Source organism: Methylobacterium ajmalii, from assembly GCF_016613415.1.
Taxonomy (GTDB): Bacteria; Pseudomonadota; Alphaproteobacteria; order Rhizobiales; family Beijerinckiaceae; genus Methylobacterium; species Methylobacterium ajmalii.
In genome coordinates, this window is the sequence record NZ_JACWCT010000103.1 from 17,917 (window position 1) to 34,147 (window position 16,231).

Below are 16,231 nucleotides of genomic sequence, written 5' to 3' on the forward strand. Positions count from 1 at the left end.
ACCCTCACGGATCCGGCCGGACGACCGTGATCCGGTCGAAGCCTTCGGCGGCGGTCGGTGCCTCGAAGAGGCCGGCGACCGAGCGGACCGCCTCCTCCGGGACGCGCCGGTCGGCGGGCCGCGAGGCGTTGCGCGTCAAGGCGAGAGCGATGGGGACGTCGATCCACACAGCCTCGAGGCGGGCGCCGGCCGACCGGGCGATCTCGACGATCGGTCGGCGGTGTCGTGCGCCCGGGAGCGCGGCATCGAAGTAGACGACCTCCGGATGCCGGGCCTGGCGCCCGATCCAGGTCGTCTTGCCGGCGCCCTGCAGGCCGCAGACGATCACGACGGTACGGGGGCCGTCGTCCGCCCGGAGCGCCCGCCGCAGCGTCTCGTAGCAGGCCTGCCACGCCTGCCGGCTCCGCTCGGGCGTCCAGACCCGCCCCTCCTCGGTCTCGAGGCAGTCGTCGGGATTGATCGCGGCCGGCCTCACCCCTCGGCGGCCCGCCGCGGCCACATCCGCCCCAGCACCTCGTCGCGCCGGATCCAGGCGTGCCAGGCCACCGCCAGGACGTGGAGGGCGAGCACGATCCCGACGGCCCAGGCGATCCAGTAATGCGCGGTGTAGCCGGCGAGCGACAGGGCCTTGTCGACCGGCACGAGGCGCGGGAACGAGAACGCGCCGAACCACGGCAGGCCGTAGCCCCCGGCCGCCGAGTAGACGTAGCCGCTGACCGGCAGGAGCAGCATCAGGGCGTAGAGGCTCCAATGCGCGGCCTTCGCGGCGAGATGGGCGGAGCGGGAGGGCGGCGCGCGGTAGGCCGGCTCGCCGGCGACGAGCCGGTAGACGAAGCGCAAGGGCAGGAGCAGCAGCACCGTCAGGCCGATCGATTTGTGGATGTCCAGGATCTCGCGCCGCGGCGAGGTGCCGGGCACCTGCCAGGCGGCGTAGAGCCCCAAGGCCAAAGCCACCAGGATCAGGGCCGCCATCAGCCAGTGGAAGCCGCGCTGGGTGCGGTCGTAGGTGTGGGGATCGCGGGCCCGGGCCATGGTCGTCTCTAGCGTCCGTCGTCGTATGGCCGAGCTGTCGCGCCCGATCGGGGCGCGAGCGCGGCGGGTTCGTTTCGCGACCGTCACCGGGTGCGGGGCGGGCCCGGTTGCAACGCGGCGGCGCCCGGGACATATCAGGAACACCCCACGCAGGCCGGCGCGGCCCGAAAAACCCCGGAGATCCGCCGCCGATGGCGAAGAACCACCAGACCTTCGCCTGCCAGTCCTGCGGCGCGGTCTACAACCGCTGGCGCGGGCGCTGCGAGGCCTGCAACGGCTGGAACACGATCGTCGAGGAGACCGGCGCGGGAAGCCCGGTCTCCGGCCCGGTCGCGACCCGGCCGAGCCGGGCGCGAGGAAGAATCTTTCCGCTCGAAGGCCTGACCGGCGAGGTCAAGGAGGCACCCCGCACCTCGTCGGGCATCGCCGAGCTCGACCGGGTGACGGGCGGCGGCTTCGTGCGCGGCTCGGTGATCCTGCTCGGGGGCGACCCGGGCATCGGCAAGTCGACGCTCCTCATGCAGGCCTCCGCGGCACTCGCCAAGCGGGGCGAGCGCGTCGCCTACATCTCGGGCGAGGAGGCGGTGGGCCAGGTGCGGCTGCGGGCCGAGCGGCTCGGGCTGGCGAGCGCCCCCGTCGAGCTCGCCGCCGAGACCAACGTCGAGGACATCATCGCCACCCTGAGCCAGGGCAAGCCGCCGGCGCTCGCCATCATCGACTCGATCCAGACGATGTGGACCGAGACGGTGGAATCGGCCCCCGGCACCGTGACCCAGGTCCGCGGCTCGGCCCAGAGCCTGATCCGCTTCGCCAAGACGTCGGGCACCGCCGTGATCCTGGTCGGCCACGTCACCAAGGACGGGCAGATCGCCGGCCCCCGCGTCGTCGAGCACATGGTCGACGCGGTCGCCTCGTTCGAGGGCGACCAGGGCCACCATTTCCGCATCCTGCGGGCGGTGAAGAACCGCTTCGGCCCCACCGACGAGATCGGGGTGTTCGAGATGACCGATGGGGGCTTGGCCGAGGTGCCGAACCCCTCGGCCCTCTTTCTCGCCGGGCGCGACCTCGCGGCGCCGGGCACCGCGGTCTTCGCCGGGATGGAGGGCACGCGCCCGCTGCTGGTCGAGATCCAGGCCCTGGTGGCGCCCTCCGCGCTCGGCATGCCGCGGCGCGCGGTGGTGGGCTGGGACCCCAACCGCCTCTCGATGGTGCTGGCGGTGCTGGAGGCCCATGGCGGCATCCGGCTGGGCGGCCACGACGTCTACCTCAACGTCGCGGGGGGCTTACGCATCAGCGAGCCCGCCGCCGACCTCGCGGTGGCGGCGGCCCTCGTCTCGTCGCTGTCGGGCGCGGCGCTGCCGTCGGACGCGGTGTATTTCGGCGAGGTCGGCCTGTCGGGGGCGGTCCGCCCGGTGGCGCAGGCGCCGGCGCGGCTCAAGGAGGCGCAGAAGCTCGGTTTCGCCAAGGCGCTGATGCCGCTGGGCCGGGAGGGCGCCGGGCGCGACGGGTCCGGGATGGGTTTTCCGGCGGAGTCGCTTCGCCACATCGCCGATCTCGTCGCCGGGGTCGCCGCCAGCGGCAAGCCGGTTCGGGGCGGGCGGCGGCCCCAGCAGCGGCTGCCGGCCTATGACGACGAGGATGTCTGAGAGCCTGCTTGACGGGCCATACCACTCTCGCACCCTCCAACGTCATCCTGGGGCCGCGAAGCGGAACCCGGGATGACGAGGTGAGGTGGCGAGGCCAGCGCCGGACCGACTGGAGCGGACCACCATACAGACTCTGACAGAGGCGGAGGGCATCGCGCCGCGCCGCGTCACCGGCCCTGCCGAGGGCAGGGTGACGGATTGGCTCGGGCAGCGTATACAACGCCGGCGGTGCCGGGCAGCCGCGACCCGAGCCAACGCTCCCGCCCCCGAACCTGTTCCTGCCAATGCCGTTCTCCGTTCTCGATCTCGTCGTGCTGGGCGTCGTCGTCATCTCCGCGCTGCTCGCGGCGGTGCGGGGCTTCACCCGCGAGGTTCTGGCGATCGTGGCCTGGGTCGCGGCGGCGGGCCTCGCCTGGACCCTGCACCCGCTGCTGCTGCCGACCGTGAAGCAGCACGTCTCCAGCGACACCGTCTCGCTGGTGGTGTCGATCGCCGCGATCTTCCTCGTCACCCTGCTGGTGGTCTCGGTGATCACCGTGAAGATCTCGGACCTGATCCTCGATTCGCGCATCGGCGCGGTCGACCGCAGCCTCGGCCTCGCCTTCGGGGCCGGGCGCGGCTTCCTGATCTGCGTCATCGGCTGGGTCTTCCTGGCCTGGCTCGTCCAGGGCAAGGTGCCGGACTGGGCCCAGCAGGCCCGCAGCCGCGAGATCCTCGAGAACAGCGGCCAGAAGCTGGTGGCGATGCTGCCGGACAACCCGGAGGGCCTGCTCAAGCAGTTCCGCAAGCCCAAGCCCGAGGTCGATCCCGGCACCGACGCCCCGGCGGAGGCCGACACGCCGCCCCAGCGCCGCACCGATGCGAGCCCCCGGCGCTGAGACCGCGCACGAAGGACACACCCCGCCAAGGACGCCCGACCGGCGTCCTTTGCATGTGAGGTAAGCCCCGCAACGCACCTTTGACGCCTTGGTTCCGCCGAAGGCAGCGATTACATAGCCGGCGGCGAGGCAAACGATCGGACGCAACGCATCGGATGCGGGCGGTCCGGTTCCTGCTTCGCTCGAGGCGAATCAGGCCCGCGCGGCGACCGTCACGGGACGCGCGGGGTCGGCGAGGCGAGGCCGTGCGGTGACCGGCCACCAGGGGCTTCTCATCATGTCAGCACGCAGCGAAACCTTCCGGGGCGCTCCCGGGACGAGCGAGGCGTTCGGCGGCGATCTCGACCTCGACGGCGACACCCTGCGCGAGGAATGCGGCGTCTTCGGCATCTACGGCCATCCGGATGCCGCCGCGATCGTGGCGCTCGGCCTCCACGCCCTGCAGCATCGCGGCCAGGAGGCGGCCGGCATCGTGTCGTTCGACGGCCGGGTGTTCCACTCCGAGCGCCGCATGGGCCTCGTCGGCGACTCGTTCTCCGACCTCGCCACGATCGAGCGCCTGAAGGGCGAGACCGCGATCGGCCACGTCCGCTACTCGACCACCGGCGAGACGATCCTGCGCAACGTGCAGCCGCTCTTCGCCGAGCTCGAGACCGGCGGCCTCTCGGTCGCCCATAACGGCAACCTGACCAACGGCCTGTTGCTGCGCCGCCAGCTCGTGCGCGACGGCGCGATCTGCCAGTCGACCTCCGACACCGAGGCGATCCTCCACCTCGTCGCCCGCTCGCGCCACGTCCGCATCGTCGACCGGGTGATGGACGCGCTGCGCCAGATCGAGGGCGCCTACGCCCTCGTGATGATGACGAACAAGAAGCTGATCGGCGCCCGCGATCCGCTGGGCATCCGCCCGCTGGTGCTCGGCGAGCTCGACGGCCGCTACATCCTCGCCTCCGAGACCTGCGCCCTCGACATCATCGGCGCCCGCTTCGTGCGCGACGTCGAGAACGGCGAGATGGTGGTGATCTCGGAAGACGGCATCGAGTCGATCCGCTTCGCCCGGGCGCAGCCGCTCCGCCCCTGCATCTTCGAGTACATCTACTTCGCCCGGCCCGATTCGACCGTGAACGGCAAGAGCGTCTACGCCGTGCGCAAGAACATCGGCCTGGAGCTCGCCAAGGAATCGCCGGCCGAGGCCGACATCGTCATCCCGGTGCCGGATTCCGGCGTGCCGGCGGCGCTCGGCTACGCCCAGCAGACCGGGCTGCCCTACGAGCTCGGCATCATCCGCAACCACTATGTCGGCCGCACCTTCATCCAGCCGACCCAGTCGGTGCGCGAGCTCGGCGTGCGGATGAAGCACTCGGCCAACCGCGCCGCGGTCGAGGGCAAGCGCATCGTGCTCGTCGACGACAGCCTGGTGCGCGGCACCACCTCGGTGAAGATCGTGCGGATGATGCGCGAGGCCGGCGCCCGCGAGGTGCATTTCCGCATCGCCTCGCCGCCGATCACCCACCCGGACTTCTACGGCATCGACACGCCGGAGAAGGAGAAGCTGCTCGCCGCCACCCACGACCTCGAGAGCATGCGCGCGTATATCGGCGCCGACTCGCTCGCCTTCCTGTCGATCGAGGGGCTCTACCGGGCGATGGGCGAGGAGCGCCGGGACGCGGCCTGCCCGCAATACACCGACCACTGCTTCACCGGCGACTACCCGACGGCGCTGACCGACCTCGCGGTCGCCTCGCCGCGCCGCATGGCGCTCCTCGCCGAGGCCGACTGAGCCCGAGGCGGCCGAATCCGAGGCGGTCCTCCCGGGGGAGGCCGCCGCCAAGCCGATCGATCCCGAGCCGACCGACCCGATGACCGACACCCCTCTCGCCCACAAATCCCTCGCGGATCGCATCGCGGTCGTCACCGGGGCCTCGCGCGGCATCGGCCGCGCGGCGGCCCTGGCGCTCGCCGAGGCCGGCGCCCACGTGATCGCGGTCGCCCGCACGCAAGGCGCGCTCGAGGAGCTCGACGACGCCGTGCGGGCGGCGGGCGGCTCGGCCACCCTCGTCCCCCTCGACCTGTGCGACTACGACGCGATCGACCGCCTCGGGGCGGCGATCAACGAACGCTGGGGCCGGCTCGACATCCTCGTCGGCAATGCCGGCGTGCTCGGCAAGCTGATGCCGCTCGGCCACATCGACCCCAAGGTCTGGGCGAACGTGATGGACGTCAACGTCACGGCGAACTGGCGCCTGATCCGCTCCCTCGACCCTCTCCTGCGCCGCTCCGATGCGGGGCGGGCGGTGTTCGTCAGTTCCGGCGCGGCCTCGTCGTGCCGGGCCTATTGGGGGCCGTACGCGGTGTCGAAGGCGGCGCTGGAAGCGCTGGTGCGGACCTACGCGGCCGAGACCGAGACCACGGCGGTGCGGGCCATGCTGCTCAATCCCGGCCCCTTGCGCACCGCGATGCGCAAGGCCGCGATGCCGGGCGAGGACCCGGAGACGCTGCGCACCCCGGAGGAGCTGGCACCCCACATCGTGCGGCTGGCAAGCCCGGACTGGACCGGGAGCGGCACCATCTTCGACTTCCCGACCGGCCGCGTCCTGACGCCGCAGAAGCCGGCCTGACGAGAGTCGCCGATCGTCGGTGAGCCAATTCCGCTCCGACGAAGAGCCCGCCCGGCCCTCCGCCGGGCGAGCCGGCAGGTATGCCGCGCCGCACGGCCCGCGGGAGACCGTGCCCGTCACGCTCCGGCGGCGACGTCCTTGAGCCATCTGAACATTTATAGTTCATTTTACCAGTTGTCCGGCGCAGATCCTAGTACTGAATTTTTTCTTCTACCCGCAGCTGGGTTTAAGGTTGCATTAGCGGGCATGCCCGACACCCGATCGCAGGCATACCCGCCACCGGTGTCCCCGGGGCGGACCCGACGACGGAACGGACGACCGTGACCGCAGATACCGATGTCCTGTACCGGCTGCTCGTCCAGGGGGTGACCGACTACGCGATCTACATGCTGGATCCGGCCGGTCGCGTGGTGAACTGGAATGCGGGCGCGGAGCGCGCCAAGCAGTACGCGGCCGCCGAGATCGTCGGCCGGCACTTCTCGTGCTTCTACGGCCCCGAGGACCGGGCGGCGGGGCTGCCGGAGGCCGGCCTGGACCGGGCCCGCGAGACCGGGCGCTTCGAGGCCCAGGGCTGGCGCTTCCGCCGCGACGGCACCTCGTTCTGGGCCGACGTCGTGATCGACGCGATCCGGGACGAGGACGGGGCCCTGATCGGCTTCGCCAAGATCACCCGCGACCTGACCGAGACGCGCGAGCAGGACCTGCGGATCATGGCCGCCAAGGAGGCGGCCGAGCGCCACCGCGACGAGCACCGCGCGATCTCCGCCTTCCTCGACAGCGTCATCGCGACCATCCCGTCGAGCGTCGTGGTCCAGGACGCGACGACCGGGCTGATCCGGCTCGCCAACCGGCAGGCCGAGCTGCTGCTGTGCCGCTGCACGGGCGAGCTGGTCGGCCGCCCGGCCGCGACGGTGCTGCCTCCCCTCCTCGCCGCGCAGCTGCGGGCCGCCCTCGCGACGCCCGGCGCCACCCCGATGATCGAGGCCCCGGTCGACACCCCCTGGGGCCGCCGCACGCTGACGATGCGGGCCATGGCGATCGGCGAGGAGGGCGAGCCGCGCCACGCGCTCCTGGTGGCCGAGGACATCACCGACGAGCACGCGGCCCGCGTGCGGATCCACCACCTCGCCCATCACGACGGCCTGACGGGCCTGCCGAACCGGGAGCTGTTCCGGCAACGGCTCGGCGACGCCCTGTCGGCGCACGGCGCGGCCGAGACGGCGGTGCTCTGCCTCGACCTCGACGGCTTCAAGGGCGTCAACGACACGATGGGCCACCCGGCCGGCGACCAGATGCTGCGGGTCATCGCCCGGCGCCTCGAGGAGGCCTTGCGCCCGGGCGATACCCTGGCGCGGCTCGGCGGCGACGAGTTCGCGGTCGTCGCCCCCGTGCGGGGGGCCGCCGCGGAGGCCACCGCGCTGGCCGACCGGATGATCGCGGCGGCGCGCCGGCCGGTCGTGATCGACGGCCAGTCTTTCGCGCCCGGGGTCAGCATCGGCATCGCGCTCGCGCCCTCGGACGCCGCGAGCGCCGACGAGCTGCTGCGCTGCGGCGACCTCGCGCTCTACGAGGCCAAGCGGCTCGGGCGGGGCCGGCACGCGCGCTTCCACGGCGCCCTCGAGGCCTCCGCGCGCTACCGCCGCCTGATCGAGACCGACCTGCGCGACGCGATCGCCCGGCGCGAGCTGGCGCTGCACTACCAGCCGATCGTGCGGGCGGAGGACGGCGAGACCGTCGGCTACGAGGCGCTGCTGCGCTGGCACCACCCGGTGCGCGGCCTGATCCCGCCCCTCGACTTCGTCCCGGTCGCCGAGGAGACCGGGATGATCGACGCGATCGGCGCCTTCGTGCTGAACGAGGCCTGCCGGGAGGCGAGCCGCTGGGGGAGCGGCCGGCGCGTCGCCGTCAACCTGTCGCCGGCGCAGTTCCGCAACCCGGCGCTCGCCGCCGAGGTCGCCGCGGCGCTCGACGCCTCCGGCCTGCCCGCCGACCGGCTCGAGCTCGAGATCACCGAATCGGTGCTCCTCGACGCCTCGTCGAACAACCTGACGACGCTCGGCCGGCTCAGGCGGCTCGGCGCCCGGATCGCGCTCGACGATTTCGGCACCGGCTACTCGTCCCTGAGCTACCTGTGCACGTTCCGCTTCGACAAGATCAAGATCGACCGGGCGTTCATCCGCGGGATCTGCGACAGCCGCGAGGCACTGGCGGTGGTGCGGGCGATCACCGGTCTCGGCCGCAGCCTCGGCATCGTGGTCACCGCGGAGGGCATCGAGACGCAAGAGCAGGCGGCCTGCCTGCGCCAAGAGGGCTGCACCCAGTTCCAGGGCTACCTGTACGGCAAGCCGGTGCCGGCGTCCGCGCTGGCGGAGGTCTCCGCCCAGCCCCGGGCGGGCACCGGATCGTAGGCCCCGGAACCGCGGAGTCCGGCTGGCCGGTGGCCGGCCGACGGGCTATCAGGCGGGGCGGAGCCCCGTCCGGGCCCGCGGCCGGGAGGGCGGAGAGCCGATGATCGACGTGCGGGCGATGTGCGCCATCGGGCAGCGGGGCCAGCTCGGCCTCCACGGCCGGCTGCCCTGGGAGGGCAACACCGATCCGCTCTACGTCGAGGACGTGACGCGGTTCTTCGCGGTCACGCAGGGCCACGTGCTGATCGCCGGCCCGAAGACCATCGAGGCGGTGCCGGACTTCGCCTACCAGGACCGCACCATCGCGATCATCCGCTCGCACGAGGATCCGCGGGCGGTGCTGGCGCGCTATCCCGGCCGGCGGATCTATGTCGGCGGCGGCATCGCGGTCTGGAACGTCTACGCGCCGTTCATCCAGCAATGGGACATCACCCGCCTGCCCTACGACGGCGAGGCCGACCGCTGGTTCGACCCCGCCTGGCTGGTGGGGCGCGGGCGGGACTGAGCCCGGCCCGGCAGGGCCACGAGCCTGCGACCCGGGTCGACCCGGCCCCGGAGGAGGGCTTGATCGGCTGGGCCTTCCTGCCCGACCGGATGGCGGCGGCGAGCCCCGGCCATCCGCGCCCGGCCGAGAGGGCGAGCGTCCCGGCGGTGGTGCCGGCGTTGTCGTCGCCGGCGACGATCCGCGACGCGGTGCGCGCCTGCCGGTCTCCCTCGTCGCAGACCCTCGCCGCCGGCCGGGTTGCCTCCTGGGGCGACGTCGCGGGACCGGAGATCGCCCTGTGGGCGCTCTACCCGTCGCGGCGGCTCCTCAGCGCACGGGTCTCGGCCTTCCCGGAACACCTGCGGGAGACGGTTCCGACGGGCGGGCGGGAGGAGCCGGCCGCCTTTCTCGATGCGTGAGGCGCGCTCGCGCCGCCTCGCTCCCCGGTGGTGAAGACGACTGACGCCGCCTGGATCCTCGAAGGTGAAGACGGCTCACGCCGCCTGGATCCTCGAAGGTGAAGACGGCTCACGCCGCCTTCACGGCCGCCAGGAAGCCGCCGACCTCGCGGGTCAGCCCGTCGGAGTGGCGGGACAGGGAGAGGGCCGCCTCGAGGACCCGGCCGGCGGCGACACCGGTCTCGCCGGCCTCCCGGCGCAGGTCGCTCAGGGTCTCGGTGACGTGGCCGGTGCCGTGCGCCGCCTCGCCGACGCTGCGGGCGATCTCCTGCGTGGCCGCGCCCTGCTGCTCCATCACCGCCGCCACGGAGGTGGCGGAGGCCGACATCTCGCCGATCACCCGGCCGATGCGCTGGATGTCGGCGACGGCGGCCCGGGTCGCGGCCTGGATCGCCCCGACCTCGCCGGTGATCTCGTCCGTCGCCCGAGTGGTCTGGCCAGCGAGCGCCTTCACCTCGGCGGCGACGACCGCGAAGCCGCGGCCCGCCGCGCCGGCCCGTGCCGCCTCGATGGTGGCGTTGAGCGCCAGGAGGTTCGTCTGCGCGGCGATGTCGGCGATGACCGAGACGACGCGCTCGATGCGCTCGGCGGCGACCGACAATTCGCTCACCGTGGCGTCGGTGCGGCGGGCATCCTCCACCGCCTGCCCGGCCATGCGCGAGGTCTGGACGACCTGCCCGACGATCTCCTGGATCGCGGCGGTCATCTCCTCGCTCGCCGCCGCGACGGCGTGGACGTGGCCGGAGGTCCGCTGCGCCACGCCCGCCGCCGCGTCGGTGCGCCCGGCCCCGGCCTCGGCCCCCGCCGCCATCCCGCGGGCGGCGGCCTCCATGGTGCCGGCGGCCCCGGCGAGGTCGCGGGACAGGCTCTCGACCTTGGCCTCGAACTGCCGGGCGAGACCGTCGACCAGGGCGGCGCGCCGGGCCGCCGCCTCGGTGCGCTCGCCCTCCCGCTCGGTCAGGCGGCGCATCTCGGCGCCCGATTCCTTGAACACCTGCAGCGCCCGGGCGAGCGCGCCGATCTCGTCCCGCCGGCCGGTGCCGGCGACCGGGATCGCGAGGTCGCCCGCCGCGAGGGCGTTCATCGCCCGGGTCGTCCGGGCGAGCGGCCGTGCGATGCCCAGGACCGCGATGGCCGAGAGGACCGAGAAGGCGAGGACGAGCCCGAGCGCGGCCAAGAGGGTCAGGCGGGTCTTGGTCGCGGTGGCGGCGGCCTCGGCGGCGTCCCGGGCGGCCGAAAGCTCCGCGAGGGTCGCCTGCACCCGCGCGTCGATGGCCACGGCGGCCTTGGCGCGGCGCCCGGCATCCTGCTCGCTCGACAGCGCAAAGGCGACGTCGGTCATGCCCTGCTGGGCGTTCGTCACCACCTTGCTCGAGAAGGCGAGGTAGTCGGCGACGCGGGCGCGCAGGTCCTCGTCCTGCGCGCGCTCGTCGTCGGTCCCGGCCAGCGCGACGAGTCGCTCGGCCTGCGCGCCGGCGATCTCCTCCGCCGCCCGGTGCTGCTTGGCCAGCGCCTGGCGGACTTCGTCGCTGCCCTCGATGATGACGCTGCGCTGGGCGATCGCCGCCTCGGCGACGGCATTCTCGAGCCGCAGCGCCGACACCGCCCGGTTCGTGCGCACGTCGACGATCTCGCTCATCGTCCGGCCCATGGCGTCGAGGCCGCCGCGGGCGAGCCCGACCAGCCCGAGGGCGACGACGAGCACGAGGGCCGCCGGCAGGGCGAGCTTGGCGAGCAGCGGAAGGTCGTTGAAGCCGCGCATGTCCGGTCTCCGATCGCGGAATGCCCCGGACCGCTCGGCGGCACGTCCGGGACGCTTCGAAGACCCCAGGCTAGGGATTCGCGGGTTAAGGAGAGATGTGTATACTGCCCGGCATCCTAACATCCATCGATCGTCTTCGATGGCAAGACATCAAGTAGAGACGATTCATGTGAGATTATGAACAATATTTCTACGTTCGGCTGCAAGGCGGAATGATAGCTCCTGCTGCCGGCGGCGGGCGCGGCGTCGGGATCCTCGGGCGTGCGCTCGATCGCGGCGGGCCCCGGGTCGCGGCATGCCATCGGCCGCCGGGTCGCCGGTGTGATCGCCCGGGCGCCGCCGGACCCAACGTCAGGCTCGCCGCCGCGATTGTCCATCGCGAGGATTGCCGGTCGACGATTGTCCGTCGCCAAGACGGCGCGAACACGGTAGAGCCGTCGGCAACCAGTCAGACGCGGGTTGTCGAGCGATGAGCGAATCCACCGACCGGTTCAAGCGCGCGCCCAAGCGCAAGACCGCCCAGGCGCGCACCCTCACGGTGTCGCCCGAGGCCAAGGCGGCCTACGAGAAGATGATCCGCGACAAGGAGGAGCGCGAGGCCTACGCCCGCAACCTCCCCGCCGACCAGAAGCCGCGCTGACGCCCGCCGCTACTCGCTCTTGTCGAACGGGTTCTTCGACGTCCGGAGCGACAGGCGGATCGGCACGCCCGGCAGCTCGAAGGCCTCGCGCAGGCTGTTGACGAGGTAGCGGGTGTAGGATTTCGGCAGCGCGTCGAGCTGGTTGCCGAACAGGGCGAAGTGCGGCGGGCGCGCCTTCACCTGGGTGGCGTAGCGGATCTTGACCCGCCGGCCGGACACCGCCGGCGGCGGGTTGGCCTGCGTCGCCTCGCTGAGCCACTGGTTGATCTTGGCAGTCGAGATGCGCCGGTTCCACACCTCGGCGGTCGAGGTCACGGCGTGCATCAGCCGGTCGATGCCCTCGCCGGCGAGCCCCGAGAGCGGCACCACCGCGGCGCCGCGCACCTGCGGCAGCAGGCGGGTCGCCTTCTCCTTGAGGTCCTTCAGGAGCCCGGGCTGGTCGGCGACGAGGTCCCACTTGTTGAGGCCGATGACGAGGGCGCGGCCCTCCGACTCGACGAGATCGACGATGGTGAGGTCCTGCTTCTCGAACGGGATCGTGGCGTCGAGGAGCACCACGACGACCTCGGCGAAGCGCACGGCGCGCAACCCGTCCGAGACCGCGAGCTTCTCGAGCTTGTCGTCGATCCGGGCGCGGCGGCGCATCCCGGCGGTGTCGTGCAGCTTGATCCGGCGGCCGCGCCACTCCCAGTCGATCGAGATCGAATCGCGGGTGATGCCGGCCTCGGGGCCGACGAGGAGCCGGTCCTCGCCCAGCATGCGATTGATCAGCGTCGACTTGCCGGCATTCGGCCGGCCGACGATCGCGACCTTGAGGGGCTTGCCCTCGCCGCCCTCCTCGTCGTCCTCGTCGTCGGGCTCCGGCAGCACCGCTTCGAGCGCGTCGAGGAGGTCGCCCATGCCCTCGCCGTGCTCGGCCGAGAGCGGGACGGGATCGCCCAGGCCCAGCGCGAAGGCCTCGTAGGCGCCCGCCATGCCGGCGCCGCCCTCGGCCTTGTTGGCGAGCAGGATCACCGGCTTGTCGGAGCGGCGGACCAGCTCGGCGAAGGGCTGGTCGGCCGGCAGCAGGCCCGCGCGGGCATCGATCACGAACAGGACCGCGTCGGCCTCGGCGATGGCGGCCTCGGTCTGGGCGCGCATCCGGCCGGCGAGCGAGTCGGCCTCGGCCTCTTCCAGCCCGGCGGTGTCGAGGATGCGGAAGCGCAGGTGGCCGAGGCGCACCTCGCCCTCGCGCCGGTCGCGGGTCACGCCCGGGCGGTCGTCGACGAGGGCGAGCTTCTTGCCGACGAGGCGGTTGAACAGCGTCGACTTGCCGACGTTGGGACGCCCGACGATCGCGACGATGGGCATCGACATGGAGGTCTTCCTAAAAATAGCAGCGGGCGGGCACGCCGCGAGGCGCGCCGCCCTGTGTCTGAGGTCATGATGCGGGACGGAGACGCCCCGCGCTACGGGGATCTCTAGCGCGTCGCCGGAGCCTCGGGCGCATTAGGCTCGGGCGCGGGAGCCTCGGAGGCCGCCGGAGCGTCCTCGTGGGTCTCGGGCTCGGGGGCGGGCGTGCCCAGGAAGGCCGGCGGGCGCGGCGCGGCCGGCGCCGGGGCCGCCGCCGCGGTCACCTGCACGGGACCGCCGGCCACCAGGCCGACATAGATCTCGAGGCGCTGGCGCAGGCCGGCGGGGGTCTCGCGGTCGGCGGCGATCTGGTCGAACCAGCGCCCGGCGCCCTCGAAGTCGCCCTTCTTCAGGGCCACGAGGCCGAGCGTCTCGCGGGCGGTGTGGCGGAAGGCGCTCGACGGGGCGGCGAGGCTCTGGAGGCTGTTGAGCGCGCCCGCATCGTCCTTGTCGACGAGGAGGAGCGCCCCGCGCAGGCGGGCGAGGTCGCGCAGGGACTGGCCCACGGCGCTGTCGTCGGCGATGGTCCCGTAGGCCTTGGCGCCGGCCGCCGGATCGGCCTTGCCGGCCTCCGCCGCGGCGCGCAGGCGCGCCAGCAGACGGTAGCCGAACGGCGCGTCGGCGACCACGCCCGCGAAGGCTTTCTCGGCATCCTCCGGCGTGCCGTCCTTGGCGCGGCGCAGGGCCTCCTCGAAGCGCAGGCTCGCCGCCTCGGATTGCTGGGCTTGCGCGTGCTGCCAGTAGCGCCAGCCGCCGACACCCAGGACCACCAGCACCGCGAGACCGATGAACACGCCGCTGTAGCGCGACCAGATCTGCGCCAGGCGGTCGCGCCGGTACTCGTCGTTGACCTCGCGGATGAACTCGTTCTCGCTCATGATCTCTTTGGCTCGATCTCTTGGCTCGCCGCCACCAGTGAGCCGGTGGGCTCTTCGCCGCGACCGTGCGACAGGGCCGGTCGCGTAGCACAGTCCCGGCGGGAAGTCAGGCCTGGCGAACGATTGCGCCCGACGCGGGACTCAAGCCTGGCCGGGCCAGACCGCGACGCCGATGAGCCAGGGGTGCAGCACCCGGGCGAAGACGAACCAGGCGGCGACGCCGATGACCACGGCGAGCGCGTCGTTGCGCCAGCCCGCCGGCGCGGCCACGGGGCCGCCATGCGGCCGCACCTCGTCCCGGCGCTTGGCGCTGATGCGGGCCATCACCGCCCAGGCCAGGATCGTCCCGAACAGGACGATCGAGCCGAGATCGCCGTTGGCGAGAAGGTGGGCGGTGGCCCAGATCTTCACGCCGAGCAGCATCGGGTGCTTCGCCTTCGCCTTGATCCGGCCCGGCAGGTAGGCGGCGACGAAGGAGATGAAGGCGAGGAGCACCAGCAGCAGGGCGAGGTGCCGGGTCCAGACCGGCGGCGACCACACCTCGATATAGCCGTGCGCCCGGTACTGGCCGTAGCCGTAGCCGAGCAGCACGAGACCGGCGAGGGCGGCGACCGAGTAGCCGATCTTGTAGGGCCCCTCCCCCACCCGCCCGATCAGGGCGGCGCGGGGCCCGCGCAGCATCGTGAAGGCGTGGGTGCCGAGGAAGAGCACGAGGCCGGCGAGCAGGAGCAGCATCGGGATGAGAAACCTTGCGGGGACAACGGCTCGATTCGCGGAAAGGCCGCAAGCAAGCCTCAAGCACTCTGGCGCAGGCTCTGCGGCCAAGTCCAGGGACGCCGCATGCTCCTCCGCCTCATCCTCGCGTGTCTCTGCGTCGCGGCCGTGACGGCCGCCGACGCCGTGGACGCCGCCGAACCGCCGCTCTCGGCGCTGACCCTGGTCGGCGCGCCCCGCACGGTGTTCAAGGCCGGCCGGGACGCCTGCGACGGGCACGACGTGCCGGACGCCCCCGCGCGCGCCGTCCGCGAGGCCGATGGCGGGATCGCGCTGTTCGGGATGCATTACCGCAACCGGGCCCTGCGCGGGCGCGACTTCGACACCTTGAAGCTCGACTGCGCGGTCGTGCTCGATTCCGCCTTCAAGCCGGAGCCCGAGGCCTTCGACGACCGGACCTGGATCACCGCCACCTGGACCGAGGACGGCCGGCGGATCGAGGCGCTGCTGCACGAGGAGTACCATGCCGACGAGCACGGCCGCTGCCGCACCACCGGCGTGCTCGCCTGCTGGTACAACGCCGTGCTGGCCGCCCGCTCGACCGACGGCGGGCGCAGCTTCACCCGCGCGACGCCCCCGACGGTCGTGGCGGCGGCTCCCTTCCGCCAGGAGGTCGAGCAGGGCCGCCACCGCGGCTTCTTCAACCCCTCGAACATCGTCGCCGACGGACGCTACCGCTACTTCTACGCCTCGACCACCGGCTGGACCGGCCAGCCCTTCGGCGTCTGCCTGTTTCGCAGCGACGACGTGAGCGATCCCGCCCGCTGGCGCGCCCATGACGGCAAGGACTTTTCCGCCCGCTTTCCCAACCCCTATCTCAAGAGCGCCAAACCCACCGGCACCTGCGCCCCGGTGGCGCCGTTCCCGGCCCCGGTCGGCTCGGTCAGCCGCCACCGCGGCACCGGCGCCTGGATCGCGGTGTTCCAGGCTGCGTCCGGCGGCGTGTTTCCGCGCTCGGGGATCTACTGGAGCACCTCGCGCGACCTGCTGGCCTGGGACGCGCCGCGCCTGCTGATCGCCGGCTCCACCCTCTACGACGATCCCTGCGGAGCCGGCGGCGAGCTCGTCAGCTATCCCTCCCTCATCGATCCCGCCGCGCCCGGCCGCAACTTCGACACGGTGGGGGACAGCGCGACGCTCTTCTATGTCACGCTCAAGACCAGGGGCTGCGAGATCACCTCCGAGCGCGACCTCGTGCGGCGGCAGGTCTCGATCAAGGTCTGGCCGTGAGACCGCTAGTCTTCGCCCTCTCCCTCCGTCA

Annotated in this window: 15 protein-coding genes; 9 read left to right on the forward strand and 6 right to left on the reverse strand. The window is 72.7% G+C overall.

Annotated elements, in window-relative coordinates; translation table 11 throughout:
• Positions 1 to 4 precede the first annotated feature (4 nt).
• Together HPY23_RS19635 and HPY23_RS19640 are read right to left on the reverse strand one after the other, a co-directional pair.
• A complete protein-coding gene (locus HPY23_RS19635; RefSeq protein WP_091882072.1) occupies positions 5 to 475 on the reverse strand; it encodes an AAA family ATPase in 471 nt (156 codons plus the stop codon).
• Entirely contained in the window at positions 472 to 1,032 is a 561-nt protein-coding gene (locus tag HPY23_RS19640; RefSeq protein WP_091881376.1) for a cytochrome b, read from the reverse strand. Before HPY23_RS19640 ends, HPY23_RS19635 begins: the two co-directional genes overlap by 4 nt.
• A gap of 191 nt (positions 1,033 to 1,223) precedes the next feature.
• Here HPY23_RS19640 and radA point away from each other — a divergent pair, with 191 nt between their 5' ends.
• The 7 genes from radA (at position 1,224) to HPY23_RS19675 (ending at position 9,485) form a co-directional block, all read left to right on the forward strand.
• Positions 1,224 to 2,678, forward strand: a complete 1,455-nt coding sequence (radA, locus tag HPY23_RS19645) for a DNA repair protein RadA (protein ID WP_091881380.1) — start codon at positions 1,224 to 1,226, stop codon at positions 2,676 to 2,678.
• 284 nt (positions 2,679 to 2,962) lie between these two features.
• Complete coding sequence (locus tag HPY23_RS19650) at positions 2,963 to 3,556, forward strand: CvpA family protein (RefSeq protein WP_091750089.1); 594 nt, start codon at positions 2,963 to 2,965, stop codon at positions 3,554 to 3,556.
• A gap of 277 nt (positions 3,557 to 3,833) precedes the next feature.
• A complete protein-coding gene (purF, locus tag HPY23_RS19655) occupies positions 3,834 to 5,336 on the forward strand; it encodes an amidophosphoribosyltransferase (RefSeq protein ID WP_091882075.1) in 1,503 nt (500 codons plus the stop codon).
• A 79-nt stretch (positions 5,337 to 5,415) separates the two neighbouring features.
• Positions 5,416 to 6,174: an SDR family NAD(P)-dependent oxidoreductase gene (locus HPY23_RS19660; protein ID WP_091881383.1), complete on the forward strand. Its 759-nt coding sequence runs from the start codon at positions 5,416 to 5,418 to the stop codon at positions 6,172 to 6,174.
• Between the two features lie 320 nt (positions 6,175 to 6,494).
• Positions 6,495 to 8,582 (forward strand): putative bifunctional diguanylate cyclase/phosphodiesterase, encoded by a 2,088-nt coding sequence (locus HPY23_RS19665; protein WP_091881385.1) that lies wholly within the window; start codon positions 6,495 to 6,497, stop codon positions 8,580 to 8,582.
• A gap of 100 nt (positions 8,583 to 8,682) precedes the next feature.
• Positions 8,683 to 9,087: a dihydrofolate reductase family protein gene (locus HPY23_RS19670; RefSeq protein ID WP_060846860.1), complete on the forward strand. Its 405-nt coding sequence runs from the start codon at positions 8,683 to 8,685 to the stop codon at positions 9,085 to 9,087.
• Positions 9,088 to 9,146: 59 nt separating this feature from the next.
• Positions 9,147 to 9,485, forward strand: coding sequence for a type 2 periplasmic-binding domain-containing protein (locus tag HPY23_RS19675; protein ID WP_091881388.1), 339 nt, complete (start codon positions 9,147 to 9,149; stop codon positions 9,483 to 9,485).
• 109 nt (positions 9,486 to 9,594) lie between these two features.
• Here the strand turns inward: HPY23_RS19675 and HPY23_RS19680 are convergent, their stop codons facing one another.
• Positions 9,595 to 11,286, reverse strand: a complete 1,692-nt coding sequence (locus HPY23_RS19680) for a methyl-accepting chemotaxis protein (protein WP_091881392.1) — start codon at positions 11,284 to 11,286, stop codon at positions 9,595 to 9,597.
• Between the two features lie 469 nt (positions 11,287 to 11,755).
• Here HPY23_RS19680 and HPY23_RS19685 point away from each other — a divergent pair, with 469 nt between their 5' ends.
• Positions 11,756 to 11,926, forward strand: coding sequence for a hypothetical protein (locus tag HPY23_RS19685; protein ID WP_167543911.1), 171 nt, complete (start codon positions 11,756 to 11,758; stop codon positions 11,924 to 11,926).
• Between the two features lie 9 nt (positions 11,927 to 11,935).
• On the opposite strand, the gene der is transcribed toward HPY23_RS19685, so the two are convergent.
• From der to HPY23_RS19700, 3 genes are all read right to left on the reverse strand, one after another.
• Positions 11,936 to 13,282, reverse strand: a complete 1,347-nt coding sequence (gene der / locus HPY23_RS19690; protein WP_060846863.1) for a ribosome biogenesis GTPase Der — start codon at positions 13,280 to 13,282, stop codon at positions 11,936 to 11,938.
• A 104-nt stretch (positions 13,283 to 13,386) separates the two neighbouring features.
• The gene (locus HPY23_RS19695; RefSeq protein WP_167543957.1) at positions 13,387 to 14,199 is read right to left on the reverse strand and encodes a tetratricopeptide repeat protein; all 813 of its coding nucleotides are present in this window, start codon (positions 14,197 to 14,199) and stop codon (positions 13,387 to 13,389) included.
• A 138-nt stretch (positions 14,200 to 14,337) separates the two neighbouring features.
• Positions 14,338 to 14,931, reverse strand: coding sequence for an NnrU family protein (locus HPY23_RS19700; protein WP_091881397.1), 594 nt, complete (start codon positions 14,929 to 14,931; stop codon positions 14,338 to 14,340).
• Between the two features lie 105 nt (positions 14,932 to 15,036).
• On the opposite strand from HPY23_RS19700, the gene HPY23_RS19705 reads away from it, so the two are divergent.
• Positions 15,037 to 16,200, forward strand: coding sequence for a glycoside hydrolase family 183 protein (locus HPY23_RS19705; RefSeq protein WP_091881400.1), 1,164 nt, complete (start codon positions 15,037 to 15,039; stop codon positions 16,198 to 16,200).
• The last annotated feature ends 31 nt before the right edge of the window (positions 16,201 to 16,231 follow it).